This is a genomic window from Edaphobacter sp. 4G125, assembly GCF_014274685.1.
Taxonomy (GTDB): Bacteria; Acidobacteriota; Terriglobia; order Terriglobales; family Acidobacteriaceae; genus Edaphobacter.
The window spans coordinates 2839921-2865864 of record NZ_CP060393.1; the positions used below are offsets into that span (position 1 = coordinate 2839921).

General features: G+C 53.7%; 16 protein-coding genes and 2 tRNA genes. 14 read left to right on the forward strand and 4 right to left on the reverse strand.

Features of this window, described 5'->3' with window-relative positions; all coding sequences use genetic code 11:
- Positions 1-208 precede the first annotated feature (208 nt).
- The gene (locus H7846_RS11875; RefSeq protein ID WP_186692348.1) at positions 209-1519 is read right to left on the reverse strand and encodes an outer membrane protein assembly factor BamD; all 1311 of its coding nucleotides are present in this window, start codon (positions 1517-1519) and stop codon (positions 209-211) included.
- Positions 1520-2024: 505 nt separating this feature from the next.
- On the opposite strand from H7846_RS11875, the gene smc reads away from it, so the two are divergent.
- From smc to H7846_RS11915, 8 genes are all read left to right on the forward strand, one after another.
- The gene (gene smc / locus H7846_RS11880) at positions 2025-5906 is read left to right on the forward strand and encodes a chromosome segregation protein SMC (protein WP_186692349.1); all 3882 of its coding nucleotides are present in this window, start codon (positions 2025-2027) and stop codon (positions 5904-5906) included.
- Positions 5907-5965: 59 nt separating this feature from the next.
- Positions 5966-6595, forward strand: coding sequence for a hypothetical protein (locus H7846_RS11885; protein ID WP_186692351.1), 630 nt, complete (start codon positions 5966-5968; stop codon positions 6593-6595).
- 132 nt (positions 6596-6727) lie between these two features.
- Positions 6728-7645, forward strand: coding sequence for a phosphoribosylaminoimidazolesuccinocarboxamide synthase (locus H7846_RS11890; RefSeq protein WP_255460597.1), 918 nt, complete (start codon positions 6728-6730; stop codon positions 7643-7645).
- Positions 7642-8235: a CvpA family protein gene (locus H7846_RS11895; RefSeq protein WP_255460598.1), complete on the forward strand. Its 594-nt coding sequence runs from the start codon at positions 7642-7644 to the stop codon at positions 8233-8235. Before H7846_RS11890 ends, H7846_RS11895 begins: the two co-directional genes overlap by 4 nt.
- A gap of 4 nt (positions 8236-8239) precedes the next feature.
- Positions 8240-8542 (forward strand): helix-turn-helix domain-containing protein, encoded by a 303-nt coding sequence (locus H7846_RS11900; protein ID WP_186692352.1) that lies wholly within the window; start codon positions 8240-8242, stop codon positions 8540-8542.
- Between the two features lie 80 nt (positions 8543-8622).
- Complete coding sequence (locus H7846_RS11905) at positions 8623-10479, forward strand: hypothetical protein (protein WP_186692353.1); 1857 nt, start codon at positions 8623-8625, stop codon at positions 10477-10479.
- Positions 10480-10566: 87 nt separating this feature from the next.
- A tRNA-Gly gene (locus H7846_RS11910) sits at positions 10567-10641 on the forward strand.
- Between the two features lie 68 nt (positions 10642-10709).
- Positions 10710-10784, forward strand: a tRNA-Cys gene (locus tag H7846_RS11915).
- Between the two features lie 69 nt (positions 10785-10853).
- Here H7846_RS11915 and H7846_RS11920 read toward each other — a convergent pair.
- The 3 genes from H7846_RS11920 to H7846_RS11930 form a co-directional block, all read right to left on the reverse strand.
- Positions 10854-11336 carry a tyrosine-type recombinase/integrase gene (locus H7846_RS11920; protein WP_186692354.1) on the reverse strand — a complete coding sequence of 161 codons (483 nt, stop codon included), beginning with the start codon at positions 11334-11336 and terminating at the stop codon, positions 10854-10856.
- Positions 11337-11724: 388 nt separating this feature from the next.
- Positions 11725-15141: a TonB-dependent receptor gene (locus tag H7846_RS11925; protein ID WP_255460599.1), complete on the reverse strand. Its 3417-nt coding sequence runs from the start codon at positions 15139-15141 to the stop codon at positions 11725-11727.
- A gap of 72 nt (positions 15142-15213) precedes the next feature.
- A complete protein-coding gene (locus tag H7846_RS11930) occupies positions 15214-16512 on the reverse strand; it encodes an MFS transporter (protein ID WP_186692355.1) in 1299 nt (432 codons plus the stop codon).
- A 284-nt stretch (positions 16513-16796) separates the two neighbouring features.
- Between H7846_RS11930 and H7846_RS11935 the strand changes: the two genes are divergently transcribed.
- From H7846_RS11935 to H7846_RS11960, 6 genes are all read left to right on the forward strand, one after another.
- Positions 16797-17846 (forward strand): LacI family DNA-binding transcriptional regulator, encoded by a 1050-nt coding sequence (locus tag H7846_RS11935; RefSeq protein ID WP_186692356.1) that lies wholly within the window; start codon positions 16797-16799, stop codon positions 17844-17846.
- Between the two features lie 96 nt (positions 17847-17942).
- On the forward strand, positions 17943-18689 hold the full coding sequence (locus H7846_RS11940; RefSeq protein ID WP_255460600.1) for a 6-phosphogluconolactonase: 747 nt from the start codon (positions 17943-17945) through the stop codon (positions 18687-18689).
- Positions 18690-18745: 56 nt separating this feature from the next.
- Positions 18746-19750 carry a sugar phosphate isomerase/epimerase family protein gene (locus tag H7846_RS11945; protein ID WP_186692358.1) on the forward strand — a complete coding sequence of 335 codons (1005 nt, stop codon included), beginning with the start codon at positions 18746-18748 and terminating at the stop codon, positions 19748-19750.
- Between the two features lie 39 nt (positions 19751-19789).
- Positions 19790-21103, forward strand: coding sequence for a Gfo/Idh/MocA family protein (locus tag H7846_RS11950; RefSeq protein ID WP_186692360.1), 1314 nt, complete (start codon positions 19790-19792; stop codon positions 21101-21103).
- An 85-nt stretch (positions 21104-21188) separates the two neighbouring features.
- The gene (locus H7846_RS11955; protein WP_186692361.1) at positions 21189-23585 is read left to right on the forward strand and encodes a hypothetical protein; all 2397 of its coding nucleotides are present in this window, start codon (positions 21189-21191) and stop codon (positions 23583-23585) included.
- Positions 23586-24174: 589 nt separating this feature from the next.
- A complete protein-coding gene (locus H7846_RS11960; RefSeq protein WP_186692362.1) occupies positions 24175-25932 on the forward strand; it encodes a glycoside hydrolase family 13 protein in 1758 nt (585 codons plus the stop codon).
- The last annotated feature ends 12 nt before the right edge of the window (positions 25933-25944 follow it).

A 25944-nucleotide genomic window follows, 5' to 3' on the forward strand; every position in this document is an offset into this window, starting at 1 on the left:
AGAAATCATTTCTGGTGAAGCGGCTGCTTCTTTCTCTCTTTTAATTCTAACGAAAGGCGTGGGGAAGATCCGCAATCGATAATCCATTTATTTACTGCGAGATAGAGGAGAAGAGGGGTTGACAAACTGTAGAGACCGATTGATTTGCTAGAAAAGCAGAATCGGCAGCCGAGATGGCTGCCGATTTCGTCGTAATGCCCTTCGCCTTTTAGCGTCGACGGGGAGCACGGTGGGCAGGCGTCGGTTTCGCTGGAGCCTTCTTCGGCTCAACGACAGCTCCGTTGCTCATCGTGATCATGAGTGGTTTGGGGGTAAAGGAATCATAGGTTCCAGTGACTGTGACCTTGTCTCCTACTGCAGGAGGCGTCTTGAGAGGAGCAGTCAGGTTGAAGGTAAAGTCCGCAGTCTTGGATTGAACAGCATCGTCAGAAACGGCGACCTGAAGCGCGGTGTCAGAGACCGAAACTACGGTCGTATCCGGAAACTGGACCGACTTGCCCTTGATGGTGTCCCACACCTTGGCAGCATCATCCGCGCTTCCGTTTTGGAGGATAAACTCCTTGTCGGAAACTGCCAGAGTTGCCAGATCAGGAGTACTTGCGATCACCTGCTTCACGATATCTTCAGGCTTCGGAGCAGGCTTAACCGTGCTGGCAAAGTCTGCCGGCGGTTCAAGGCTTTGCTGCGAGGCTGTCGCGACTGCATCAAAGCCGTCGTCTGCGCCGTGGTACTTCTTGTAGCAGTATTTGGCCAGGGGCATCATCTGCGACTTGTAGGGCTCGGGAGCAAACGATGCTGCTCGCGCTGCATACCATGTGCAGTTCAACAAATCCGGAGGAGTGGACTGGTAGTACGCCTGAGCGAGAGTATAGGTGTCCTGCAAGAGCGGACCAGGGGTCTTTGTCTGGTCGACCGGAACACTGGAAAGGCTCTGCTTCAGTTGCGTGACCGCCGTTGCAGAGTCCTTCTTATTCAAAGCTGCTGTTGCAATGGCGCGGTGAAAGACAGGCGCAGCCGCTTCCTTGAGCTTGGCAAAATCCGCATCACCTAAACTGGCAGGCTTGGGCGCGTCCAACCCCTTCTGGCCGGATTCAGCAGCCTTATCTAGCTCAGCCTGCTTCGCCGTTGCGTCAGTCAGCTTTTCAGCGTTCTGCAAACGGAAGTACGACTCGAAGGTAAGGGCGCGGATGTTATTGGGATCCACCTGCAAAAGCCGGTCAGCAGCATCGAGCGTCTTAGCCGGATCGAAGGAACTGTAGGCCAGCATGAGGCGCTGCAGAACATCTTCCTTCACCTTAGACTGCGGGTAGGTCTGCAGGAAGGACTCCAGTGCAGGAGCCTGCGTCTGCGGTGTGCTCTGCCCAATGGCCGCTGTATAAGCATTGTATTCCGCCGGGGCTAATTGAACGCCCGACTGCGCGTTAGACCCGGTATCTGCCGGGGTTTGTGCAACCGCAATACGCGCACACGATGCAACGCTAGCGACCGCCAGGAGAGACGCAACCACTGCCTTCTTCATTCCCACACTCCTCAGTAAATCTCTTCAGTAAAAACTTTTTCGCAAATCTGCCAACCGAATTCTAACGGGTGGTCAGACCGATATATTACATTTTTGATGTATCACAGCACAGATAACGCATAAGCCAATCATCCCTTTGCATTCAATTCAAAGGAAGGGTCAACTGAGTTTGTGCATCATGGCATGATGATGCGGATTATAGAAACCACGTTGCTCCGTGGCAAGCTGCGCGAATGGAGCGACTTTCCGGGCCATTTTTGCGGATCTTCGAAACTGCTCCTGACACTGTAACGAGTCCATCATGAATCTGTGACAAATTTCTGCCATTGGAAACCGGGCTAAAAGGCCAAATATCTGCGCGGTAAACCCATAGGTTGTATTAGGTACTGATTATCCACAATAGCTTGTATTATCCCCGTTGATTCTGTGATTCTCCGAGGCTAACCTTAGCTCAGTCTTATTCCTGTGTTCCCTATTTCGACGGTACACCTGTGGAGAGGTGACTTTGCTCAAACTTAAGAAAGTCCAGATTCTCGGATTCAAATCGTTTTGCGACCGCACAGAGGTTCAACTCTCTGGTGAAGGCATTGCGGCCATTGTCGGCCCTAACGGCTGCGGCAAATCGAACATCTCAGACGCGATCACGTGGGTTCTGGGAGAGCAGTCGGCGAAGAGCCTGCGCGGCGTAAAAATGGAAGACGTGATCTTCGCAGGAACGAGAGATCGTAAGCCGACAGGAATGGCCGAGGTCTCTCTAACGCTCGTTGATCCTGAGGTCTATGACGGGACAAGCCTTTCTCCGGATGGGCCAGAGGTAGTGATCACCGACGAACATCCCGCCGAGCAGATGGCCAACACTACCGATTGGGATGAGGCGGCTCTACGTCAACAGCACGCGCAGGAGACGGACGACGCTGTTGCTGAAGCACAGCCAGGTACGGTGATCGAAGGCGAGGCCACTGAAGCTCCCGTAGGAGGCGTAGAGGCGGGCAACAACAACGTTGTTCTGAAGATTCGTCGCCGGAAGTTCAATCGCGCTCCTGTACGTGCGGGAGAGCTAACCATCACGCGCCGCCTGTTCCGCTCTGGAGACTCGGAGTATCTGCTGAATGGCAAGATCTGCCGTCTGCGCGATATTCAGGACATCTTTATGGGAACGGGCCTCGGCGGCGAGTCCTACGCCATCATCGGCCAGGAGCGAATCGGGCAGTTGCTCAGCTCGAAGCCGCTGGATCGCCGAAGCATTATCGAAGAAGCTGCGGGGATTACGCGCTTCAAGACCAAGAAGCGTTTGGCGGAGCTGCGCCTGGAGTCTGCAAAGCAGAACCTTGCGCGCGTCAATGACATCTTCGAAGAGGTCACACGGCAGATGGCTACCCTGAAGCGTCAGGCAGCCAAGGCGGAACGTTACGGCGCACTTCGCGATGAACTGCGCACGCGGCTTCGGGTTGTGCTGGCTAGCCGTATGGCTCAGCTCGATACGGAACAGACTGCAACCAACGAGAAGATTGCTGCATTGGCCGCGCAGATCGATGCTCAGGGCGCGACGTTAGAACAGATGGACGCGGAACACACCACAGGTGTGAATCGCGGCTATGAGCTCGATCAGCAGATTCGTGAGGCGGGCGCGCGCGCCAATCAGTCAGCAGTCGAGCTAGAGCGGATTACCGCACGCACGGCATCGAACGCGGACCGCATTGCCGAGCTGACGCAGAGGCTTACCTCGGGCACGGAAGAGCTTGCCCAGGCACGCGAGCAGTTAACTTCGCTGGCGGGAGAGCTGGAGCAGCACAAGAATTTTCTGGAGAACGCGACCACGGAGGCCGCTTCTTCTCGGCAGGCTGCACAGCAGCAGCAAAACGAAGCGCAGGAGGCGGTACGGGGCCTTCAGGCAGTAGAACAACAGGCCGAACAGAATCGGCGGCAGACATTGCAGCTGGTTCAGCGTGCCTCTCAGACTCGAAATGAAGAGGCTCAGGCGGCGGCAGCGCTTGCCAGCCTGGAGCAGGAAGCCCAACGCCTGGAGCGAGAGTCTGAGACTGCCCGGCAGGAGTTGGAGACTCTGGGGCTGCAAAGGGGACAGGTCAAGATCTCCTTTGAGTCGGTGACGGAGCGACTGAAGCGTCTCGAGGCAGAGATCGCGGAACTGCGACTCCAGATCGATGCGCGACGCAAGGAAGAGAGCGAGAACAAGCGGAGAGGAGACCAGCTTCGCGGCGAGTTGGCCACGCTCCACGGACGGCGCAACTCTCTTGAGGGATTGATCCGCGACCACAGCTATTCCACGGAGACCGTTCGGAACATCTTCAAATCGAGCACAGCTGCGCAGTCCGGCAATATGGCCCCGATTGGCACGCTTGCGGACTTTCTGGAGGTCGAAGGCAAGTACGAGAGCGTAGTCGACGAGTTTCTGCGCGATGAGCTGAACTACATCGTCGTCAAGAGCTGGGACGCGGCGAACGCAGGAATGCATCTTCTACAGACTGATGTCGCCGGAAGGGCAACTTTCCTGGTCCATCCCAATGATGCACAGGCGAACTTCTCCTTTACTGAAGGCATGGAGAGCGAAGCGGCTGTTCAAACAGCACAGATCGAAGGCGTTGTGCCGCTACGGGAATGCGTCCGAGTGCTGGACGGTTTTGGAAAATCCCTGGAGGTGATCCTGCCTAAGTTGCGGGAGGGTTACGTTGCTCCGGATTCCTATACGGCGCGCAGCCTTGCACTTTCCAATCCGCATGCTTTCTTCCTTGCCCCAACGGGAGAGACGTTTCATAACGTTACGGTGACGGGTGGACGGGCACGTGCCCAGGGTCCGCTGGCTCTAAAACGTGAATTGACGGAAGTACAACAGAAGATTGAGCAGACGGAGCAGGCACTAGCCCAAGCGGACCTGCATACGGCCGATTTGCAGCGCCAAATCGCAGAACAGACCTCAGCCATTGACACGAAGACACAGGAGAGGCGAGAGGCAGAGCGCGAGGCAGCAAACTCTGGTGCGGCGTTGCGTCAGATGGAGTCGGAGACAGCACGGATTGAACGACGACTACAGGAGTGGACTCTCTCGACGGAGCGGAATCGCGATGCCCGCAATCAGAAGACCGAGTTGATTGGACGTCGACAACAGGAAGCTGCCACTTTTGAAGCTGAGCGGGCCGGACTGGAGCAGGCGCTAACGAATCTCCAGGCGCAGCTCGATGAGCTTCGTGGACGCCGAGAACAGCTGCAACAGGCAGCAGCGGAGGCTTCTGCCTCTCTGGCAGGGCTGGAAGAGCGTCGCCGCAATGCGCAGGCGAACTTCGACCAGACATCGCGCCTTTACAACAGCCAGAATCAGCGCATTCAGCAGGTGGAGCAGCAACTGTCGGCTGCGGGAGCGGAGAAGCTGCGGCGTGAAGAAGAGACCAGCAGCCTGGCCGCGCAACATACGGAGCTCTCTGAGACAAAGGCTACCGCCATTGCCGAGGGCGCACGACTCACCGAAGAAGCCAATCAGCTTCGCGCGACCATGAATGAACTGGATCAGAAGCTGCGAACGCTGCGACATGAGACAGAGGCTCTTCGGGAAGAGCGAGCCACCCACACGGCACGGGCCGCAAAACTTGCCTCGGACATCGAACATATTGAGGCCACCTGTCTGAATGATCTGGCGGTGGAAGCGGCTGCGCTTCGAGCAGACGAGGGCATCGCGCGCATCGATGGCGATGCCCTGCACGAGGAAGAAGAAACTTCGCGGGCACTGAAGCAGAGACTGGAATCGATGGGTCCTGTCAACATGATGGCGCTTGAGGAGTACAACGAGACGACTCAACGTCATAGCTTCCTAGAGACACAGCGAAAAGACCTGCTGGACTCCATCGAAAATACGCAGGCTTCCATTAAGGAGATCGACGAAATCTCGAAGCAAAAGTTCAACGAAGCTTTCGGGGTCATCAACGAAAACTTCTCCGTTACCTTCTCGAAGCTCTTCGGCGGCGGACAGGCCTTTATGAAACTGACGGACGCGGAGAACTCGGCCGAGAGTGGTATCGACATTGTGGCCTCGCCTCCAGGAAAGAAGCTCCAGAACATTCTTCTGCTCTCGGGTGGTGAAAAGGCGCTGACGGCACTTTCTCTGCTCGTGGGTATCTTCCAGTTCCAGCCGGCGCCGTTCTGCATCCTGGACGAGGTCGACGCACCTCTAGACGAGACCAACGTGGGCCGTTTTGCCAAACTCATTGCGGACATGAGCGCCAGCACGCAGTTTGTCGTGATCACTCACAGCAAGCGGACGATGGCACAAGCCGACATCATCTACGGAGTCACGATGCAGGAGCCGGGAGTCTCCAAGGTGGTCAGCGTCAATCTGAACCGCCGCGACGAGAACACGACGCGGCGCGCAGTGGCCTAGGCGCTTCCTGAGGGAAGCGTCTAGGTGATCACACGGAACGGGACCAGCGCTCTACGCTTATGTATCTGCCTCTCACATTTGGCCTGCTTGGATTGCTGACCGCCGCTGTGATTGTTCTGCGTTTTCGGTGGTGGAATATCCCTTCCTGGATTCGCAGGACGATATTGATCGTCGCGTTCGCAGCGGTCTTTCTGCGAGTCGCTTTTCTTGCTACCCAGTGGAGCATGGTTTTCCCACGCATGAATGCTATGCACGCCTGGGTTTCCGTTACAGGATATGAGATCCTGCTCGCTCGTTTCAGCCTGATGCGGCCGCGATGGCTGACCTCCATTGGCGCTCTTATCCTGCTTATGCCGTTGATCGGGTCAACGCTTGTGATGCCCCTTACACGATTCTTCGACTGGTCGAAGGCGGACATCTCTTCGCTAGGTGGTCCTTATATCGTGGAGAAGAGTCCGTGGGATACGGATGCTTCCGGCAACTCTGGAATGGACCTAGTTGTGTTTTACCGGCCCCAGTTCTTTCCCTTTGTCCGCCACATGGTGCAGAGAGCAGCTTTCGGAAACGATGAATGTCGATCAGAGGCTGCAACAGTCAAGGCGGATCTGGAAACGCGTAGCGTCCATTTTCATTGTCCCGCCAAGGAAAGCGGGAAGGCTCCTATCGATCTGGTACTGCCTCTTCGTTAAAGGCCACGGACCGCTGGGAACGGTGATAGAGCACTCTCCTGATACCGCGGTTCTGGAAGAGCCAATGAAAGCCGTTTTCTTCACGGGAAAACGGCGCAAACATTGAGGCGTTGGTTTACACCTTCAGGAGAAATGCTCTACCGTCAAAGAGTGATGCAAACCGCACTGACAGAAACTCATCTTGATTCACTTCCTCTTATCGCGCGCGGCAAGGTCCGCGACATCTATTCGCTCGGCGAAAAAGAGTTGCTCTTCATCGCAACAGACCGGATCTCGGCCTTCGATCATGTCCTTGGCAGCGGCATTCCAGATAAAGGAAAGATCCTGACGCAGCTTTCGCTGTTCTGGTTCGACTTTCTTAAGAACACGGTAAAGAATCACGTCCTGACGGCAGATCCAATACGGTTTCCTTCCCTGCTCGCTCCTCATCTCGATCAACTTGCAGGGAGAAGCATGGTGGTTCGCAGGGCGCAGATGTTTCCAGTCGAGTGCGTTGTCCGCGCCTATCTCTCAGGTTCGGGATGGAAGGATTACCAGGCCACCGGAGCGGTTTGCGGGATCAAACTACCTGCCGGTCTGCGCGAATCTGACCGATTGCCGGAACCGATCTTTACCCCGGCCGCCAAAATCAATACCGGCGGTCACGATGAGAATATCTCGTTCGCAGATGTGGTTTCGGCCATCGGTACAGATTATGCCCAGGCACTACGTCAGCTCACGTTGGAGATCTTCACAAAAGCTTCTCGCCATGCAGAGAGTCGAGGCCTCATCCTTGCGGATACGAAGTTCGAGTTTGGCTTGATCGATGGGGAGATCGTGTTGGCAGATGAAGTTCTGACACCCGATTCATCGCGCTACTGGCCAGCGGAAGGCTATGCTCCGGGAGGCGCACAACCCTCATTTGATAAGCAATATGTGCGAGATTACCTTGAGTCGATTCGCTGGAATAAACAGGCACCGGCTCCTTCTCTTCCTGAAGAAGTGATTGAACGCACGCTCGCAAAGTATCTTGAAGCCTATCGCCTGATTACAGGTCGCACCGAGCTATGAACTCCCTGAATCCGTTGGACTGGCTGCTGATCGCAATTGTCGGTGTCTCAGCCGTTCATGCCTTTGTTCGCGGGCTCATTCTGGAGTTGTTTTCGCTAGGCGGGCTGCTTTGCGGCATTCTTTTGGCGGCGTGGAATTACCAGGTTGTAGCAACCAGCCTGGCTGGAATGATTCCGCATCCTGGGGTCGCAAAAGTATCCGCTTTCCTCCTTATCGCGGTTGCAGTGATGATTTTGGCAACTCTTCTTGGCCGCGCGCTTCACTCTTCAGCCCACGCCATTGGATTGGGATTCTTAGACCGCCTAGGTGGAGCAGCCTTTGGCATGGCTCGCGGCTGCCTCACCGGAGTTGCTATTTTGATGGCCCTAACGGCCTTCCTTCCTGACACTGGATGGCTTAAAAATTCTTTTCTCACCCCCTATTTCCTTACTGGGGCACATGCGATATCCTTCGTTGTACCCCACGACCTTGAACAGCTCATTCTGGACGGAGGGTCCGAACTCAAGCACAACGTACCCGATTGGATCAAATCGCACCCCCAGGGTCACAATGAAAGAACGTCACAGTTAGAACCGGCCAGCGAGGAGTAAGCCTTTGAAGCGAGAATTGGACAGCCTTGTCATCCAGATGTATAGCGCGGGGGTTTCGTACTCGGACGCCGTTCGTCAGTTTAAACGCCGCTATATTCTTGAGGTCCTTGCTCAACACAAAGGAAACCAGTGCAAAGCTGCTGAAGAACTGGGAATGCATCGCAATACCCTGAGCCGAACCCTGGCGGATCTTGAGATGGATTCGGCCCAGATCCGCACAGGAATCCGACGGCCTCCTGTAAGCGAGCGCCCAAGCGTACAGAGTATCGTCACGAACCTTACCCGTAGCGCGACAGGTACACGTTAGGCTGAACTTCGTCTAATCCGTTGTCCATGTCTCTTTCTTTTCAAAAGGCTTCCATTTTCGGCATTCTTGCAGGGCTTGCAATGAGTTCGGCGATCCCGAGCTGCGCTCAGGAGGTGCCTGCCGGAACTCCTCCGACCACTCCGTCTGCACCAGCAGTCAGCAAACAGCAGATACAAAAGGCAGAGGACGCCTACCTGACCGGGGTACGGGCCCTCGACCGGGGAAATTTTACCGTCGCTGAAACTCAATTCAGTAAGGCTGCACAATTGAATCCAGCGCGAGCGGATTATGCCCAAGCTATTGCGCTGGCTCGTGAACATCGGCTTACGGAACTCGTTCAACAGGCAGGCAAAGCCCGCATGCTGGGTCACCCTGAAAAGGCGGAGAAACTTTTCGCCGAGGCCCACACGCTCGATCCGGAAAATGAGATTTTGACGCAGCATACGGATCCAGCAAAGCCCTCTCCTGGTTTTCATCCTGAAATACAAGCTCACGATGAAGGCTTACTTCGGTCAGCAGTTCTCGCAGGCCCTATCACCTTACTCCCCGCTTCCGGTCAGCGCGCTGTTCATCTACGCGGGGACTCCCATCAAGTCCTTCAACAGGTGTTTTCTCTCTACGGCATTCGCGCCGCTATTGATGATTCCGTAGAACATCAAAATGTCCGAGTCGATCTGGATGATGTTGATTATGCGCAAGCGTCGTCCGTTGTTCTGGATCTGAACCACTCCTTTGCGACGTCGTTGGATGCTCATACTGTCATCGTCGCTAAAGATACTCCTGAAAATCGCGCTCGATTTGAACGTCAGTTACAGGAAACGATTTACGTCCCTGGATTGCCTCCGGATCAGATCCAAGAGATCGGGACCCTGATTCAGAACACCTTCGATGTCAAGAAGGCGAGCATTCAGAGCAATGGCGGGACGATTGCAATCCGTGCCCCGGAAGGCACTCTCTCGGTGATCAATCAGGTCCTTTCGGACATAGTCGACGGCAGCGCCGAGGTGGTGGTCGACATTAATCTCTACATGGTAGATCGCACCCGGCAACGAGACATCGGAACACAGTTACCGCAACAGATTGGCGTTTACAACGTAGAGAGCGCGGCCCGAGATCTTGTGAATTCGAACCAATCTCTCGTCAACCAGGCGATCGCACAAGGACTGATTCCAGCAAATGCGAATGACATTACAATTGCACTGGCCCTGATCTCATCGGGACTAGTTCAAAGTTCTCTCCTCGCAAATACCGTCGGCTTTTTCGGCGGAGGACTTACGATGACGGGAGTCACGACGAACGCCAGCACCACCTTCAAACTTGCACTCAATTCCAGCGATACCCGCGCGCTCGATACGATCAAACTTCGTCTTGGAGATCGTCAAACCGGGAGTTTTCGCTCCGGGATGAGGTATCCGATTATTACTTCGACTTATACAACCGGGTCCGCGGGCACTCCGAGTTCCCTGGCTGGCGTGACGATTAATGGGGTAAGCGCACAAAGCTTGCTCAATCAAGCCTCCACGGTGACGATCCCACAAATTCAGTTTGAAGATTTAGGCCTTATTCTGAAAGCTACCCCCACGGTACAACGATCAGGGGCGGTCAGTATCCAGCTTGATCTAAAGATTCAGGCCCTTGCAGGGGGTTCACTCAACAATCTTCCTATTTTGAACAGCCGCCAGTACGTTTCTACAATTACGATGCGCGATGGAGAGAGTACCCTCCTGGCGAGTTCGCTTTCCCGCACCGAATCCGCTGCAGTAAGTGGTCTGCCTATCCTGAGCGAGCTTCCGGGGTTTCAGACAGCAACGGCAGATAAGACCACGGAACGGGATACAAGTGAGCTTGTCTTATTGATTACTCCACACGTTGTACTGCATCGTAAAAACACAGCAGCAGGGCCACGCATTGCATTCGAACAGCGACTTCCAGATTAAAGAATACCTATATCGTTCCATGGATTTGCACCTCCACGTGGTTGTTTGACCCAACGTTCGTCCCTCGTTATACTTAGTCATGTACGAGCGGGAGTAGCTCAGTGGTAGAGTGCTTCCTTGCCAAGGAAGATGTCGCGGGTTCGACCCCCGTCTCCCGCTCCAAAACAACCCTGCCTGCGTTACACTTTCCCTACCATCTGCAGGGCTGGATAGAGTAAGCGGCCCATCGAGGCGCGGTACCCAAGTGGTAAGGGAGAGGTCTGCAAAACCTTTATGCGTCGGTTCGATCCCGACCCGCGCCTCCAAATCTTCTCAACAACTTAGAGCGATTTATCGAGGCAGTAAATTCGCATTGTTTCCAATATGGTTGCCAGTTAGCGAATAACCCTTGATAAGTCCGCCAGTTGGGCAGATCGCGCGGCAGAAAAACTGCCGCTCAACTGCCCGCTCAGCGTCTCTGCCGCCATGTCCGCCGACTCATCGAGGACATGGGCGTAGACCTTGAGAAGAAGGTCGGGATGCGAGTGCCCAAGGCGTTCCTGCGCTGCCTTGATGGGCACACGAGCCGCCACCATCTGTGTCGCTCCCCAGTGTCGGAGAAGACGCCACGTGATATGTGGAAGTCCAAGCTCCCTTGCCACCGGCTGAATGCGCCGGGACATGAGAGTCTCGTGCCAGATCGGACCGGGCTTCATCTTCTTGCCCGCATTCTTGATGCGATTGGGAAACACCCAGTCTTCATCCTTCGCCTTCATCCGTGCCTTCAGGGCGAGCAGACGTTCGACATCTGCCTCCGTCAGCCGGATGGGGCGATTGGCGCGGTGGTACTTCGGGGTGTGGAACTTCCCCTTGTTCATCGCACGCACGATCTTCAGGTTGCGGAGCTCAGGTTTCAGGTTGGAGTGCCGGCGAATTTTGTACCAGTGGGGGTGATCGTGGCGAACCTTAACCTTGAGGTGCTGGTGTTGAAGGATGTGACCTCGGGAAACTTCTAAGCCCTGAACGGCGCCGTGAGGGGCTGAAGGTACCGGCGAGGCAGAAGCTGCGGTGGAGGCTGTGGTTCAACAAATGATGAACCATTTCCAATTAGTTCTAACTTTCGTTCATGACCTGCGAAGATTTCAGCGTGGAACGAATTAGCTGATTCGACTTATACCTTGCTTTGTGTAATGAATGGCTCTACTCCATCGGTAACACGGTTAATAAATACTCTGAGCGCCCGCTTTCTTGCGGGCGCTCAGGTTCCTAAAAGGAAACCTTCAAGGATGCTTGCATGGAACGACCACCACCGATGCCATTTACACTTCCCTGGCCCGAGCTTGCCGTGCTTGTCACCTTTCCAAAGGTCGATGACGAACTGGCGGAATATGTCGAGTTGGGATTGCTGAACTGCGGCGTGTTGCTCAGCTGAAATGCATCCAGCCGAGCATCGATCTTCGACTCCCGGATGAAAGGAAATGACTTGAAGATCGAGAAATTATTCTGGAGATAACCGGGACCATAGAACTGATTGCGTCCCGTATTCCCCAGACCGACATTTGCGTCAGTGCATGGAGACGACGGGCACCCCGTCGGCTGAGCAAATGCAGTCGGATCAAACCAGGCGGATCCGGTTCCGATTCCCTTCAACACACGATACGGCCCTACCAGGCTCGCCGTCTGGCTTGTACCTGGAGTGTTGAGGCTGGTGGCATTAGCTGTCAGGGTGAAGGGAGAACCCGAAACCAACGAAACGATACCTGAAAGTTTCCAGCCCCCGAAGACCAGCGATGAGACTCGGGATGACGCCAAACGATGTCCTGAGCCGAAAGGCAAGGCATAGGTGAAACTTTCAACCAGCGTCAAACGGCGATCATAGTCGTTTGGAGCATAGTTTCTGCGTTTGTTGACATTGAACAGAAGCGCCGAGTCGTCCGAAGGGACATAACCTAACCCCTTCCCCCATGTAAATGCGGTCGATGTCGCAATGCCATTGGAAAAGCGACGATCAAGTTGAGCCTGCAGCGCGTTGTAGTTGGAGGAAAATCCCATCGTAATGATTGTCGTCGTTGCCGTACGGCCAAATGGAGCATATAACGGCTTGGAGGTATTTCCCCCTCCATATGTAGAGGGAAGATTCATATCCTGCTGGGTGGCCATTCGAGTACCGTGATTGCCGACATACGCTAGTTGCAGCGATAGCTTCCACGGCAGCGCTTGCTGTACGGCGACGTTCCACGACTGCACATAAGGGTTCTTATAATCCAGAGGAACTACGTTGTAAGCCTGCTGCGTGAGAGCTGATGTATTGGCTGGAATGATGCCATTGCTTGGGATGGTAACTGGCACGGGCGCCGGAAAGCCGGCCTGGAACGTCGCGACCTGACCATTGCTCAGGACTGCGGGCGTATAGGAGGTACTTCCTACCGGTGTATAGCTATTGTTCGATCGCACTGGATAGTTGAACGCATAGCTATCATCTGGAAAGGGCATGTAGCTAATGCCATATCCACCACGAAACACCGTTGCTTCCGACACACGATAAGCAAAACCTGTGCGCGGAGCAAAATACCGATACTGCGTCTTCATTCCGAGATTCGCTGGATTATTGCCAATACCAGCCAGGACCAGCGTATTGTTTGTTGGATTGTAGTTGGAGAAACCGCCCGCTTCTGCTGGAGTCGCCGGCGGATAAAACTCCCAGCGCAGCCCAAGGTCGAGCGTGAGTTTTTGGGCCACCTGCCACTTGTCGCTGATGAATGAAAAGAGCCACCACTGGCGATAGCGCGTCGGATTTACAATATCCCGTCCAACGGAGCTTGGAAGATCAAGCAGGAAGCTGGCCATCGTGTTCGCGACATTGTTGACAGCGCCAGATACGTTCGTTGACGTTTGATTGCCGACAAAAGCGATCGTGCCCGGACCACCGAAGGTCTGTGACTGAGAGATATCGTCGCGAACTCGGCGAAGATCTACGCCGAACTTTACTGTGTGGTTATGTAGGACCTTCGTCCAGCTATTAACAAAGTCAATATTGGACTCCGAGCGATCCCATGGAATCGATTTTGAATAGCCAAACGCCGGATTCGAAAAACCGTCTAGGCTGATCTGGATCTGGCCGGAAGTAAAAGGAATTCCTGAGATGTTCACACCCGATATGCCAAGCTTAGTGGCATCGTCAGAGCCATAGTTTGTAGGCCGCGCCCGATTGATAAGGTGGGCAACGCCAACGCGCGTCTCCGTGAAGAGTGTGGGAGAAAAGACATGGCCGTAGTTCACGCCTGTGCTATAGGAGTTCTGAACGCCTGTTCCTTGAAATCCATTTCCGGCTGGTCCTCCTGCAAAGGAGCTAAACGCAGGAGCCTGCATGATCGTGACGCGCTGGAAGCTATAGCGAGCGCTGAGGCGATCCTTCTCACTTAAGCTGTAATCCCCTTTTAGGTCGAAGCTTTGTGTGTCCTTGGTAAACGGCAGATTGATAACGTAGTTGTTTGTTGGCGCCGCGAGGTTCGTCAGATTCTGATTCGGCTTTGGCATCTGCTGCAAAATCGCCAGCGAGATCGGGTTCACACGACTGATCGGGATCTGATTGTTGACGAAGGGTTGCCGTCCCGTGCCATCGGCATTGCCGGTTGCCGGATCATAGATCTGGCCAGTCTTCTTTGCGGTATCAAGAGGCCCGCTCAGGTCGATATTGCCCTGCGCATTCGGGGTATAAAACTGAGTGGGAACAATGGTAAATGTATTGGCGATGGCCTCACGGTCCGTTGTTCGAAGATAGTCTCCGAACAGAAAGAGCTTGTTATGAACGAGGGGCCCACCCAGGCTTCCACCGAAGTAGTTGTAGGCAAGGTGACCAAGCGGCCCACCGAAGTAGGAACGTGCGTTCACTGCGTTGTTCTGAATGAACTCAAAGGCAGAGCCATGAATCTGGTTCGTACCGGACTTCAATATGACATTGGTAACAGCACCAGTTGCACGACCGAGTTCTGCTTCATAGTTATTGGTCGAAATGTCGACGGAACCGATGGCATCTGCCGGAGGAATGATGAACTGCAAGAGCCCAGTCCGATTCGTATCATCGATACCTTCGATCTGGTAGAGATTTCCATGACGGGGAATACCATTCACTCGTGTCTGTAAGGCGCCGACCGCGTTGAAGAACTGTGAGTTCTCAAAGCGGACCGGCGTTGTACCAGGCACAAGATTCAAAAGCTGCTGATAGTTGCGCGTTCCGCTTATCGGAAGATCTGCGATCTGTCGATCTTCAATATTGGTGGTAATGTCGGCGCGGTCTGTCTGCAATTGCGCGGGTGCCGCGGAAACATCAATCGTCTCTGACACACTACCGGGAACGACAGTCACGTCAGCGCGAGTCGTCGAATTGACGAAGATGACGACATGTTCTAACGCCTGCTTCTTGAATCCCTCCTTCTCGACTGTAACTCGATATTCTCCGGGGGGCGTGCCTGGAAACGTATAGTTGCCGCTGCTGTTGGTGATCGCCTGTTGAGACACATTCGTTTTTTCATTGGTAATGGTGACATTCGCATTTTGGATGGAAGCTCCCGATTGATCCTGCACAATACCGACGATCGTTCCACTGACAGCCTGACCATAGGCTACAGTCGCCAATAATGCCATAGAAATACATAGGGCCTGGGAAATTCGTTGAATGAGCATACCTTTTCTCCCTCAAAATTCTGGTGCCTTACAGGTAAATCGCCGACACATCATGCCGGGTGCGACCGTCACTCAGGACGGATTCATCATCTCTGGATATGTCATTGGCGATCGCAAAAGCACAACGACACTTACAGTCGCCAGTACAGGCATTAGCGCGGCGACAAAAAATGCGGGTGTATATCCGAACTTGCTAACCGTGTTCCCCACGAGAATGGTGAATGCTGTGCCAGCAAGCCCAGCGGCAAAACCGCTAAGACCTGTAGCAGTGGCTACAACGCCCTGAGGCAGCAAGTCTGAAGGGAAAGTGAGTCCCATCGTGGACCAACTCGCAAATCCCCATAGCGCGATGCAGACCAAAGCCATTGCAGCCGACGGGCTTGAGGTTCGAGCAGCCGGGATACCTGCAAGCATGGGAATGCAGCTGACGATGCAAATAAGAATCCTGGCGCGCAACACCGGAATACCATGGCGAATTGCAAATGCCGAGACATAACCGGCCGTCAGGTTTCCAAGGTCTGCCGCCGCAAAAGGAATCCAGCCAAACGCAGCCAGCTGCTTGAGTGAAAAGCCCCGCGCATCGGAGAGATACTGTGGCAGCCAGAAGACATAGAACCACCAGATCGGATCGGTCAGGGATCTCCCAAGGATGATGCCCCACACATTTCTGTTTGCGAGCAGACGTAGCCAGCTGACATCCCGGTCCGCAGTATGGGCGGTTGAGCGCCCAGTCAGAATCACCTGCTTCTCTCCCTCGCTGAGGCGCGGATGCGCATCGAGCGGATGGTAGACATAGAGCCACAGGGCCAGCCATAGAAACCCTAATAATCCCGTAAAGAAAAACGCAGAACGCCATCCCATCCACAATGCAATGACAGGCAAAGCTATCGATGCCAATGCCCCACCAATACTCGACCCACTATCGAAGATCGCAACAGCCATGCCGCGCTCCTCGTCGGGAAACCACTCGGCGACCGTCTTCGATGCCCCTGGCCAGTTGAACCCTTCTCCTATTCCAAGAAGAAAGCGCGTGACGACAAACCCCGTAACAGATCCCACAAACGCGCTCAGGGCATTCACCGCGGACCAAAGAATGACCGCGAAGCTCAGCCCTTTCCGCACTCCTATTCGATCGAGGATGGGACCACCGACCAGCCAGGCCAAAGCATACGCAAACTGAAACGCCCCAAAGATCTTGGCTAGGTCCTCATGCGTGAAATGCAGTTGAGTCGAGATTGCAGGAGACAGCACCGAGAAGCTCTGACGGCTGATGTAGTTGATGACGGTCGAGAGGAACAGAGTCCACGCAATACCCCAGCGGATGCGTCCTTGACGCTTTTTGTCCGTTCTTCTGGATTCCAATGTCTGCATCGAGTATTCCCATGTGTCGACAATACAAATTCATATGTCGGCTGAATCGAAACCATAACGACTCATCATGCATTTGTCAAAATTATTTTTCCTAATAAATTGGCAAATTTTCCAATACACCCAGAGTCAAATGCCTCGGTTATCGCGGATATTCGAGTCTTATTCATCTGGCATCCACTCTTAATGTGCCGTTTTACGGCAAATTATGGATACCTCTTGGCAAGGTTTTTTACTCGCTGCTACACTGCCGATTATTCACGTGAGCCGATGGAGTGGAGATAGCAATGAAACGCAGGACAAAGTCAGCCAAACCGGCAGATGCGGGTAAAGTTGGCCTTAAACATGTGGCTGTCCGCGCAGGCGTCAGTATCTCGAGTGCCTCCCGGGTACTAAGTGGCAGTCGTAGAGTTGACGATCGAACGAGAGATGCAGTCCTCGAGGCGGCCAATGCGCTTGGCTTCGATCTATCGAAGTCGCAAAAAGAAAAATCCCTTGCCTTTCTGTTATGCAATCGCACGATGCATGATGCCTTTCACACCCGCATTTTGATGGGCGCGGAGGCTGCATGCGCCGAACACGGATGGGAGATGATCTTTCTCTCCTTCAATTACTCCCCGCATGTGCCTTGGAAGGAACTTCATCTCCCTCGCGTCGTCCAACGGCACGATGTAGTCCGTGCCGTGCTACTCGCTGGGACCAACTCCGCCAATCTCATGGAACTGCTCGTTCACAAGAACGTCAACTTCGTCACATTAGGAAACAACGTCCTGGGAACGCCGCCTCAGCTCAAGCCTGACATGGTCTATTCTGACGACGTTCAGGGCGGCTACGACATAACGCGATACCTCATCAATAGCGGTCATGAACGCATCTGGTATGTCGGCAATATACGGCTGCCGTGGTATGCCCGCTGCTACGAGGGTTATGAACAGGCGATGAAAGAGGCGCAGCTCAAACCCCAGATCTCATCGATCGATTCACAGGACAACGCTGAGATCGGCTACCTGGGTACCAAGTCCATCCTAGCGAACGGCAACGCTACAGCGATCTTCTGTGGAAGCGATTTTGCCTCCCATGGCGTTTACCGTGCTCTACGCGACAGCGGTCTTCGTATTCCCGAAGACATCAGCGTCGCAGGCTGCAACGACACGGTAGGCAATTGGCTGTATCCAGGCTTGACCACCATTCGAGAGTTTCCGGAACAGATTGGGAAAAAGATGGTGGAGGCAGTGCTCAATCGCATCGCCCACCCCAACACACTGCCGCAAAAGATTGTCATTCCAACGGAGTTCGTTCGAAGGGACTCTTGCCGGGAGCTCCGTTCAGGAAGCTGAAGGGTTCTGAATAATCCGCGAGTGCTCCTTTGGCACTCCTCATACGAAAGAAGTGAAGGGACACACCCTTTGAAAACGTCACAACAGGGCACTCTATTGGTCGAATCATATGTTGACAATTGTATTTTAGGAAATGCAGATGCCGACAAAACATCCAACGAGATCCTGCGGCTTGCCCGTGACCGCGAAACGTTTGGCGTCATCTTCGCAACAGGCGCCTCTCAGTTCGAAACCCTGCGCCATCTCCGGAAGCGAGTAGACCTTCCATGGCATAAGATTATCGGCTTCCATTTGGATGAATATGTTGGCCTCACACCGGAACATGGCGCTTCGTTTCGAGGCTATCTTCGGGAGGCGCTTCCTCTGTCGAAGATGAAGGCATTCTATGAACTGGACGGAACCTCTTCGAATCCCGATAAGACTGCGGAGCAATACGCTGCCAGGCTTCGCGAGGTGAATCCCTCCTTGTGCCTGCTTGGCATCGGCGAGAACGGCCACCTGACTTTCAACGATCCATGGGAGGCCGACTTCAATGATCCTAAGGATGTCCGTCTCGTCAATCTTGACGATCAGTGCCGCGAGCAGCAATACGCCGAAGGCTGGTTCGACAGTATTGCCGACGTTCCCCTTCGTGCGCTTACCCTAACTGTTCCCGCGATCATGCGAGTTCCCATGTTGATCGCCGGTGTTCCCGGCAAGCGTAAAGCAGCAATTGTCAAAAAGGTTTTCGACGCACCGATCACGCCAGGTTGTCCTGCAACCATTCTTGGCACTCATCCGAACGCAACTCTGTATCTCGACACCGAATCTTCGACGGGGATCACTTCTTTACTCCACGAATAATCGGTACTTACATTCTCAAGAACGAAGCTTCACCAATTTTATTTTCAGGAGTGGAAATGCGGATTTCAAGACGATTCTTTCTTCATAGTACCGCGATCACCGCCGCGGTCACATCGATGCGCCGTGCATTGCCAGCAGCTTCTTTTGTCGCTTCTCCTACTGAATGTACCTTTCGCATGGCGGTCATCACTGATGAAATCTCCCAGGATTTCGGAGAAGCTTGCGAGACGGCCACCCGGCAGATGGGGCTGGGGTGGGTTGAGATTCGAACTCTCTGGGGAAAAAACATTACGCTTCTCGACGAGAAGGAGATTGCAGAGGCGAAGAAGATTCTCAAAAAGAATCAGCTTAAGATCACCAATTTAGGCAGCCCTCTCTTCAAAGTTCCCTGGCCACACTCTGACCAGGCTGACAACAAACTCGGGAAGCTCGACCGGGGATCCTTCGACAATGAATTTGGCTTCAAGCAGCAGGATGAGGTTCTCGAGCGTTGCATCTCTTTATGCAAACAGCTCGATACGGAGCGCATCCGCTGCTTTGACTTTCTGGCGCTCAAGGACCAAAAGCCTTATCGCGATGCCATCAATGCAAAACTGCGACAAGCCTCCGAAAAATGTGAGAAGCATAAGGTTATTCTCGTCCTCGAAAATGAGGAGAGTTGCAACACCCAAACTGCAGAACAAGCTATAGAAGTTCTGAAGGCGGTACCCAATCGGAACTTCATGTTGAACTGGGATCCCGCAAATGAGGCTGCGGTCGGCGGGCAGCCTTTCCCTCAGGGATGGTCTTTGCTGCCAAAGGATCGTATCGGTCACGTGCACTGCAAAGATGTAGTTCGCAAGAATGGTTCCTACGTCTGGTCGCCAATCGGTGGGGGCGTCATGGATTGGGTCGGACAATTTCGCGCTCTCGCTGCTGCGGGATATCACCTCGGCGTAAGCCTTGAGACGCACTGGCGTGGTCCAGGCACCAAAGAAGAAGCAACACAGAAAAGTATGGACGGTCTCAAATCTGCACTTCGCCAAGCGGAGATTCCTTGCTCTCGCGTTCTCCAGCTCTAAACACACACCGCCACTCCATCAACCAGGAGAAATGATCTTATGCAAGCAAACAGTATCGGACGTCGTCAATTTCTTTCCGGGATCGCCGCGACTGCCGCCAGTCAGGCCCTCCCCCATCGCGTGCTCGGCCAAACCAACCGTATCATAGGCGCTAACGATCGCATCCGTATCGGCCTCATCGGTGCCGGATCGCGAGGAACAGAAGACTTGCGTAGCGCTCTTCGTCAGCACAATGTCGAATGTGCTGCCGTTGCCGATGTTTTCTCACTCCACCGCGAGCGGATGAAGCACACTTATCCATTCATTGATACCTATGATGATCCTCGCCGTCTTCTTGATCGCAAGGACATTGACGCTGTCATCAATGCAACACCGCTTCATGTCCACTCGAAGTACTTTCTCGATACACTCTCGGCCGGCAAGGATCTCTATTGCGAAAAGACCATGACCTGGAATATTCCCGAAGCTGAGGCCTGCCTGAGAGCTGCAAAGGCATCCAAGCAAATTGTTCAAATCGGGCTTCAAGATGCTACGGCCGGTTCACTACTCGATGCAAAAGATTGGATCGCGAATGGGCTCACCGGCAAAATCACCATGGTGGAATCCTGGATGAGCCGTAACACGAAGCATGGTGTCGGACAGTGGAGACGCCCCATCCCCAAGGAGTGCACCGCCTCCAATGTCAATTGGAAGCTCTTTCTCGATGGCCGTAAGCTCGAAACCTTCGACGCCGAGAAATTCATCAACTGGCGGCTGTATTGGAGCTTCTCCGGCGGGAATACCGCGGAAAACATGGTCCACCAGCTTGCGTGGGTGATCGAAGCTATGAACCTGCCTCTTCCCAAAGCCGCAGCCATGACGGGCGGCATCTTCTCCGTCAGGGATGGACGTGAAGTACCAGATACGATCTCGGTCACAATCGAATACCCAAACGATTTTGTCTTTGTCTGGCAGTCTGTCTTCAACAATAAATTCTACGGTATGGGAGAACGCTTCCTTGGAAGCGATGGAACGATTGAGCACCTTAGTGGCTCGAATAATATGATCACCGGACCTGCGGATACGAGCCAGGATAAAGAGAGCGAAGAAAACGCCCCTGGGCCAGTTCGCTACTATCCCGAGACACTCAATAACCCCAATGGCACGCCACTACTTGGCAAAAACCCCGGCGAGAATCATATGGCTCACTGGGTCGCCCGTCTCCGCGACCGCAAGCAACCCGCCGCTTCTGTAGAGTTGGGCTACCGGTCTGCTCTCGGAGTGCACATGGCAAATCTGTCTTATCGGCAGAAGAGGCGCATCACTCTCGAAGAAGCGCTTGCAATGCCGGCAAGCGCCTATCTTTCGCACTAACTCCTCAATACCGTGCTCCCAACCTAATCGGGGCACGGTCCATTCCAAGCTAGAAATAACTCACACTATGATTGGATTGTTCGCAATGAGAGCGCCACATCTTCTACTTTTTGCTCCCGTTATAGTCAGTCTGTCGCTCGTAGCTATACCGGTTGCGGCACAGCGGCTGACCGACAACCGGATCATACTCTCTCCGTTGGCAGATGCTCACGAAAGGCTCGCAGCGCAGGTTCTAAGTGAAGAGGTTTCAAAGCGAACGCATATCGCGTGGCCCATTTCCTCTGAAGTTGCCAATACAAACTCGCTCCATGTCATCGTCACCACAAAGTCACATCTAGCCGGAATTTTGGCAGCGGGACATCTGGCGATGCCTCACGTCCCCATGACCGCCAAACCCGAAGGCTTCTCCATTCGCGTTCTTGGCAAAGATAAACGCTTTGTCGTGATCGCAGGCAATGACGCACGAGGCGTGCTCTTCGGAGTCGGCTACTTTCTGCGCCATCTAGATATGAAGCCACAAGCCGTATCTTTAGAGAATCTGTTCGATACTGACCAGGAGCCGGAATACAGTGTGCGTGGGCATCAGCTCGGTTATCGTCCCAAGAACAACACCTACGACGGTTGGAACGTTCAGGCATTTGATCAATACATTCGCGATCTTATTCTCTTCGGCACAAACACCATAGAATTGATCCCTCCCCACTCTGACGATGCGGCGATGAGCCCTCTCTTTCCCGAACCGCCGATGGAGATGATGGTTAAGCTCTCCGCTCTCATCAATCACTATGGGATCAGTTGCTCCATTTGGTTTCCTGCAATGGAGAAGGACTACTCCGATCCGGCGCAATTGGAGCGTTCCATCCATGAGTGGAGCAGCGTTTTTTCGAGTCTTCCACAGGTCGACGCTATCTTTGTCCCAGGAGGTGATCCCGGACACACTGCTCCCAAAGTTCTCTTTCACTTCCTCGAGCGCGTCGGGGTTGAGCTACACAAATATCATCCTCACGCTGAGATGTGGGTCTCGCCACAAGCCTTCAGCGAGGAGTGGCTTACACAGTTCTATTCCTTGCTGAGAGATCGCCCATCATGGCTCACTGGCGTCGTCTATGGGTCCGAGATGCGCCCGACTCCAGCCGAATTCCGCGCGCAGGTTCCGTCGTTTATTCCCATTCGCTTTTATCCTGACATCGCTCACACGGCATCATCCGAGCAGCCGGTACCGAATTGGGATCCAGCTTTCGCACTTACCGAAGGTCGCGAGCCCATCAATCCACGCCCAGTTGATGAAGGCCTTATCTTCCATAGCGACTTGAAGACTAGCATCGGCTTCGTAACCTACTCCGAAGGAGTCAACGATGACATCAATAAGTTTCTATGGTCAGGATGGGGATGGGACTCGAAGCAAACCGCCGACGACATACTCGCACAATACATTCGTCTTTTCCTTGCGCCAGCGCTACCTGATGAACTTCTGGCCCCCATTCATGGGTTAGAGGAAAACTGGCGCGGCTCCGCACGCAACAATCCGAGCATTGAGCCCTCACTGGCTGCCTTCCAGGTGCTCGCCTCTAAATATCCCGGCCTCAAAACTAACTGGCGCTTTCAACAGCTTCTCTATCGCGCTTACTATGACACATACGTTCAGCACAGATTGAGGAGCGAAAGTTCAGCTCAAGAAGAAGCGATCCAAATCTTGCGCTCCGCCTATCCCTCAAATACCAATGAGAACATCGCCGCTGCGGAAGCAGCGATCGAAACACCGCCTCAGTGTTCCGTCTCCAACTTATGTCAACAGATTCAAAAGCTTGCCGATGATCTTTTTACCTCCATCCACATGCAATTGACTGTCACCCGCCACCATGCCTCATCGGTGGATCGAGGAGCCAACGCTGACTCTGTCGATGAACCTATCACCGACAGACTTTGGATCCTTGGCAAGCTGAAAAATGCAGAGGTTATATCCGGAGCTGATCGCACCGCCGCCATAAAAGAGATCCTCGATACGGTCGCACCAACCTCCACGCTTTACGATGATGTTGGCCAACCAGGACACCAAGCCCACATTCTGCCGCAACCTCCCGCACTCGATAGCCCTGTACTCAACGAACGAATCTACTCTGGAGTTATCAAATCGCTTCAATCCGATCAGGTTCTTCCGATCAGCAAAAGGACTTACCTTGGTAGCCTCTATGACGCACCTATGAAGATGAAGTATCACACTCTCAAGAAGAGTACGAATTACCTCTTCCACGTCACCTATGCCAAGGACATCACCGACCTAAAGCTCACCGTCAATCACATCCCTGTCAAAGGAACGTGCCATGTCAGCTCTGACGGTTGTCTCGAGATGACTTATTCGATTCCAGCTAACCTAACCTCATTAGGAGAATTGGAGTTCGAGTGGCGTCTTCCCGAGGGTCGCGGAGGCCACGGCCGCGCCCTACAGATTACAACCACCGAGTTGGTCGAGGATCCTCAGTAGTGTTAGGTTGCGCTGCCTGCGAGAGGGTTGGCATGCCTCATCGTCAACTAGGATCTCACGCGAGTTGTGAAACGCACGGAAATGCTATAAGCACTGGGGTTGGGATACATCATGGCGATGGGCGACAAAAAATGACACAAACTGATTAACTCATGCTGTCGACGAGAGAAGGCAATCAATGATTGCTCTGGATTCCCAAAGACCTTCGAGTTTTTGAAAGATTATTTATCTTCAATAACTTGAGTTCCAACCACAATGGTCGCGTATTGGAAGCTCCTTGTGCTTCTGTAAGTCCAATACGATCTTCTAGATATGAGCGCTCAATGAGCAACGCTTGCCTGTTATCCAGATGGCGGCGTCCCAGATGAGTACATTGAAAAGTAGGTATTCAGATTACACGGTGCTGCAAAAAGCACGCGCTCTATGTAGGTGCGGAGGGAAAATTCGAGAAAAGCTGACTTCTCAGCCGTTTGGCGGGGAGAGCCTACATAGGAGTCAGCGTAGCTCCAAAAATTGTCAGCCCTTGACACTATTTAAAGATTAATTGTAGATTGTCGACTATCTCGTTTTGTGCAGGACTAGACCCTGAATGCATTTGATTCGATCGTTCACCTTGAGTGTGCTAATAATTGGTTGTTTCTCGGGAACCCTCGTCGCCCAGTCGTACCACGCTTCCACTGTCTCAGCGCGAGGTACCCAAGCTGCTTCCGATCCATGGTGGAAGCACGCGGTCATCTACGAGATCTACCCTCGCAGTTTTCAGGATTCCAACGGCGACGGGATCGGCGACCTGAATGGCATTACAGAGCGGTTAGATTATCTACAAACCCTTGGCATCGACGCGATCTGGCTGACTCCAATCAATCCATCGCCGCAGGTGGACTTTGGCTACGATGTAACAGACTATAACGCCATCGATCCTGCATACGGTACGCTGGCAGACTTCGATCGCCTCGTCGCAGAAGCGAAGAAGCGCGATATCCATATTCTTCTTGATATGGTGATGAACCACACGTCGAACCAGCATCCCTGGTTTATCGAATCGCGCTCCTCGACCGACAATCCGAAGCGCGACTGGTATGTCTGGCGCGGCGGCAAGTTAGATGGTACGCCGCCCAATAATCCGCCAACGAATTGGATCAGTTCCTTCGGCCACAACGGCTGGCAATGGGATCCGAAAACTCAACAGTATTATTGGCACCACTTCTACATTGAGCAGCCTGATCTTAATTGGGAGAACCCAGCAGTAGAGAAGGCGGTATTCGACAGTTTCCGCTTCTGGATGAACCGGGGCGTCGGTGGCTTCCGTCTTGATGCCGTGACAGCACTGTTTGAAGATCCGCAATTGCGCGATGCTAAACTGCTCCCCGGCCACAACTCTTACGGCGATCAACTACAGGACAACTCCTACTACTCCAACCTGCCAAGAGAGCATGACGTAATGCGCCGCTTGCGCAGGCTCACCGACACCTACCCTGGAGACATTGTCCTCGTAGGAGAAACGCGCCTGCCCACCGAAGAGCTCTCGCGCTGGTATGGAGGCGCAAAGCATGACGAATTGCAACTGCCAATGGATCTTGCCTTTGGCTTCATCGACAAGATGGATCTGCAGCAATTTCGCCACCTGCTATCCGAAGCCGAATTCCATCTCGATGGCAATCAGCCGCTCTTCGTTTTCAATAATCACGATCGTCCGCGCAGTCTCGACCGCTATGGTGACGGCGTACATAATCCCCAGATCGCGCGCCTGTTAGCAGCACTGCTGCTAACAACCAAGTCCGCTGCCATGATGTATTACGGTGAAGAGCTTGGAATGGTTACCACGCCCCCCAAACGAAAAGAAGACGTGAAGGACCCCATCGGCCGTTATGGCTGGCCTGTGCAGAAGGGCCGCGACGGCGAACGCACTCCTATGCAATGGGACGCGAGCACCAGCGCCGGCTTCAGCCAGGCTGCTTCCACATGGCTCCCCCTGCCGCCTTCATACACCACTGTGAACGTTGCAGCAGCGTTAAAGGACCCCAACTCACTGCTCAACTGGTATAAGCAACTCATCGCAATGCGGCGCACAGTGCCGTCGATTCATCGTGGCGACATCACTATCCTCAATGCCGACCATCCCGCTGTGCTGGCCTATGCCCGTCACATAGAAGGGGCGCCTTCGACACTTGTTGCTATGAACTTTACGGCGCAGCCGCAATCAATCACGCTCGACGCAGCGAAACACGGCGTCAGTGGTTCGCATGTAAAGACCCTGATGAGCAGTGCGGGCGAACTCAAAAGCAACATGAGTGTCAGTTTCACATTGCCACCGTTTGCAACCTGGATCGGCAGTCTGACTAAGTAGGGCAGGAGATGA

Excerpts from the sequence above, each read along its gene's own strand:
- H7846_RS11950 (WP_186692360.1), top strand. The coding sequence starts at position 19,790 with ATGCAAGCAAACAGTATCGGACGTCGTCAATTTCTTTCCGGGATCGCC.
- H7846_RS11955 (WP_186692361.1), top strand. The coding sequence starts at position 21,189 with ATGAGAGCGCCACATCTTCTACTTTTTGCTCCCGTTATAGTCAGTCTG.
- H7846_RS11960 (WP_186692362.1), top strand. The coding sequence starts at position 24,175 with ATGCATTTGATTCGATCGTTCACCTTGAGTGTGCTAATAATTGGTTGT.
- H7846_RS11895 (WP_255460598.1), top strand. The coding sequence starts at position 7,642 with ATGAACTCCCTGAATCCGTTGGACTGGCTGCTGATCGCAATTGTCGGT.
- H7846_RS11905 (WP_186692353.1), top strand. The coding sequence starts at position 8,623 with ATGAGTTCGGCGATCCCGAGCTGCGCTCAGGAGGTGCCTGCCGGAACT.
- H7846_RS11935 (WP_186692356.1), top strand. The coding sequence starts at position 16,797 with ATGAAACGCAGGACAAAGTCAGCCAAACCGGCAGATGCGGGTAAAGTT.
- H7846_RS11945 (WP_186692358.1), top strand. The coding sequence starts at position 18,746 with ATGCGGATTTCAAGACGATTCTTTCTTCATAGTACCGCGATCACCGCC.
- H7846_RS11925 (WP_255460599.1), bottom strand. The coding sequence starts at position 15,141 with ATGCTCATTCAACGAATTTCCCAGGCCCTATGTATTTCTATGGCATTA.
- H7846_RS11875 (WP_186692348.1), bottom strand. The coding sequence starts at position 1,519 with ATGAAGAAGGCAGTGGTTGCGTCTCTCCTGGCGGTCGCTAGCGTTGCA.
- H7846_RS11920 (WP_186692354.1), bottom strand. The coding sequence starts at position 11,336 with ATGAACAAGGGGAAGTTCCACACCCCGAAGTACCACCGCGCCAATCGC.
- H7846_RS11890 (WP_255460597.1), top strand. The coding sequence starts at position 6,728 with ATGCTCTACCGTCAAAGAGTGATGCAAACCGCACTGACAGAAACTCAT.
- H7846_RS11885 (WP_186692351.1), top strand. The coding sequence starts at position 5,966 with ATGTATCTGCCTCTCACATTTGGCCTGCTTGGATTGCTGACCGCCGCT.
- H7846_RS11930 (WP_186692355.1), bottom strand. The coding sequence starts at position 16,512 with ATGCAGACATTGGAATCCAGAAGAACGGACAAAAAGCGTCAAGGACGC.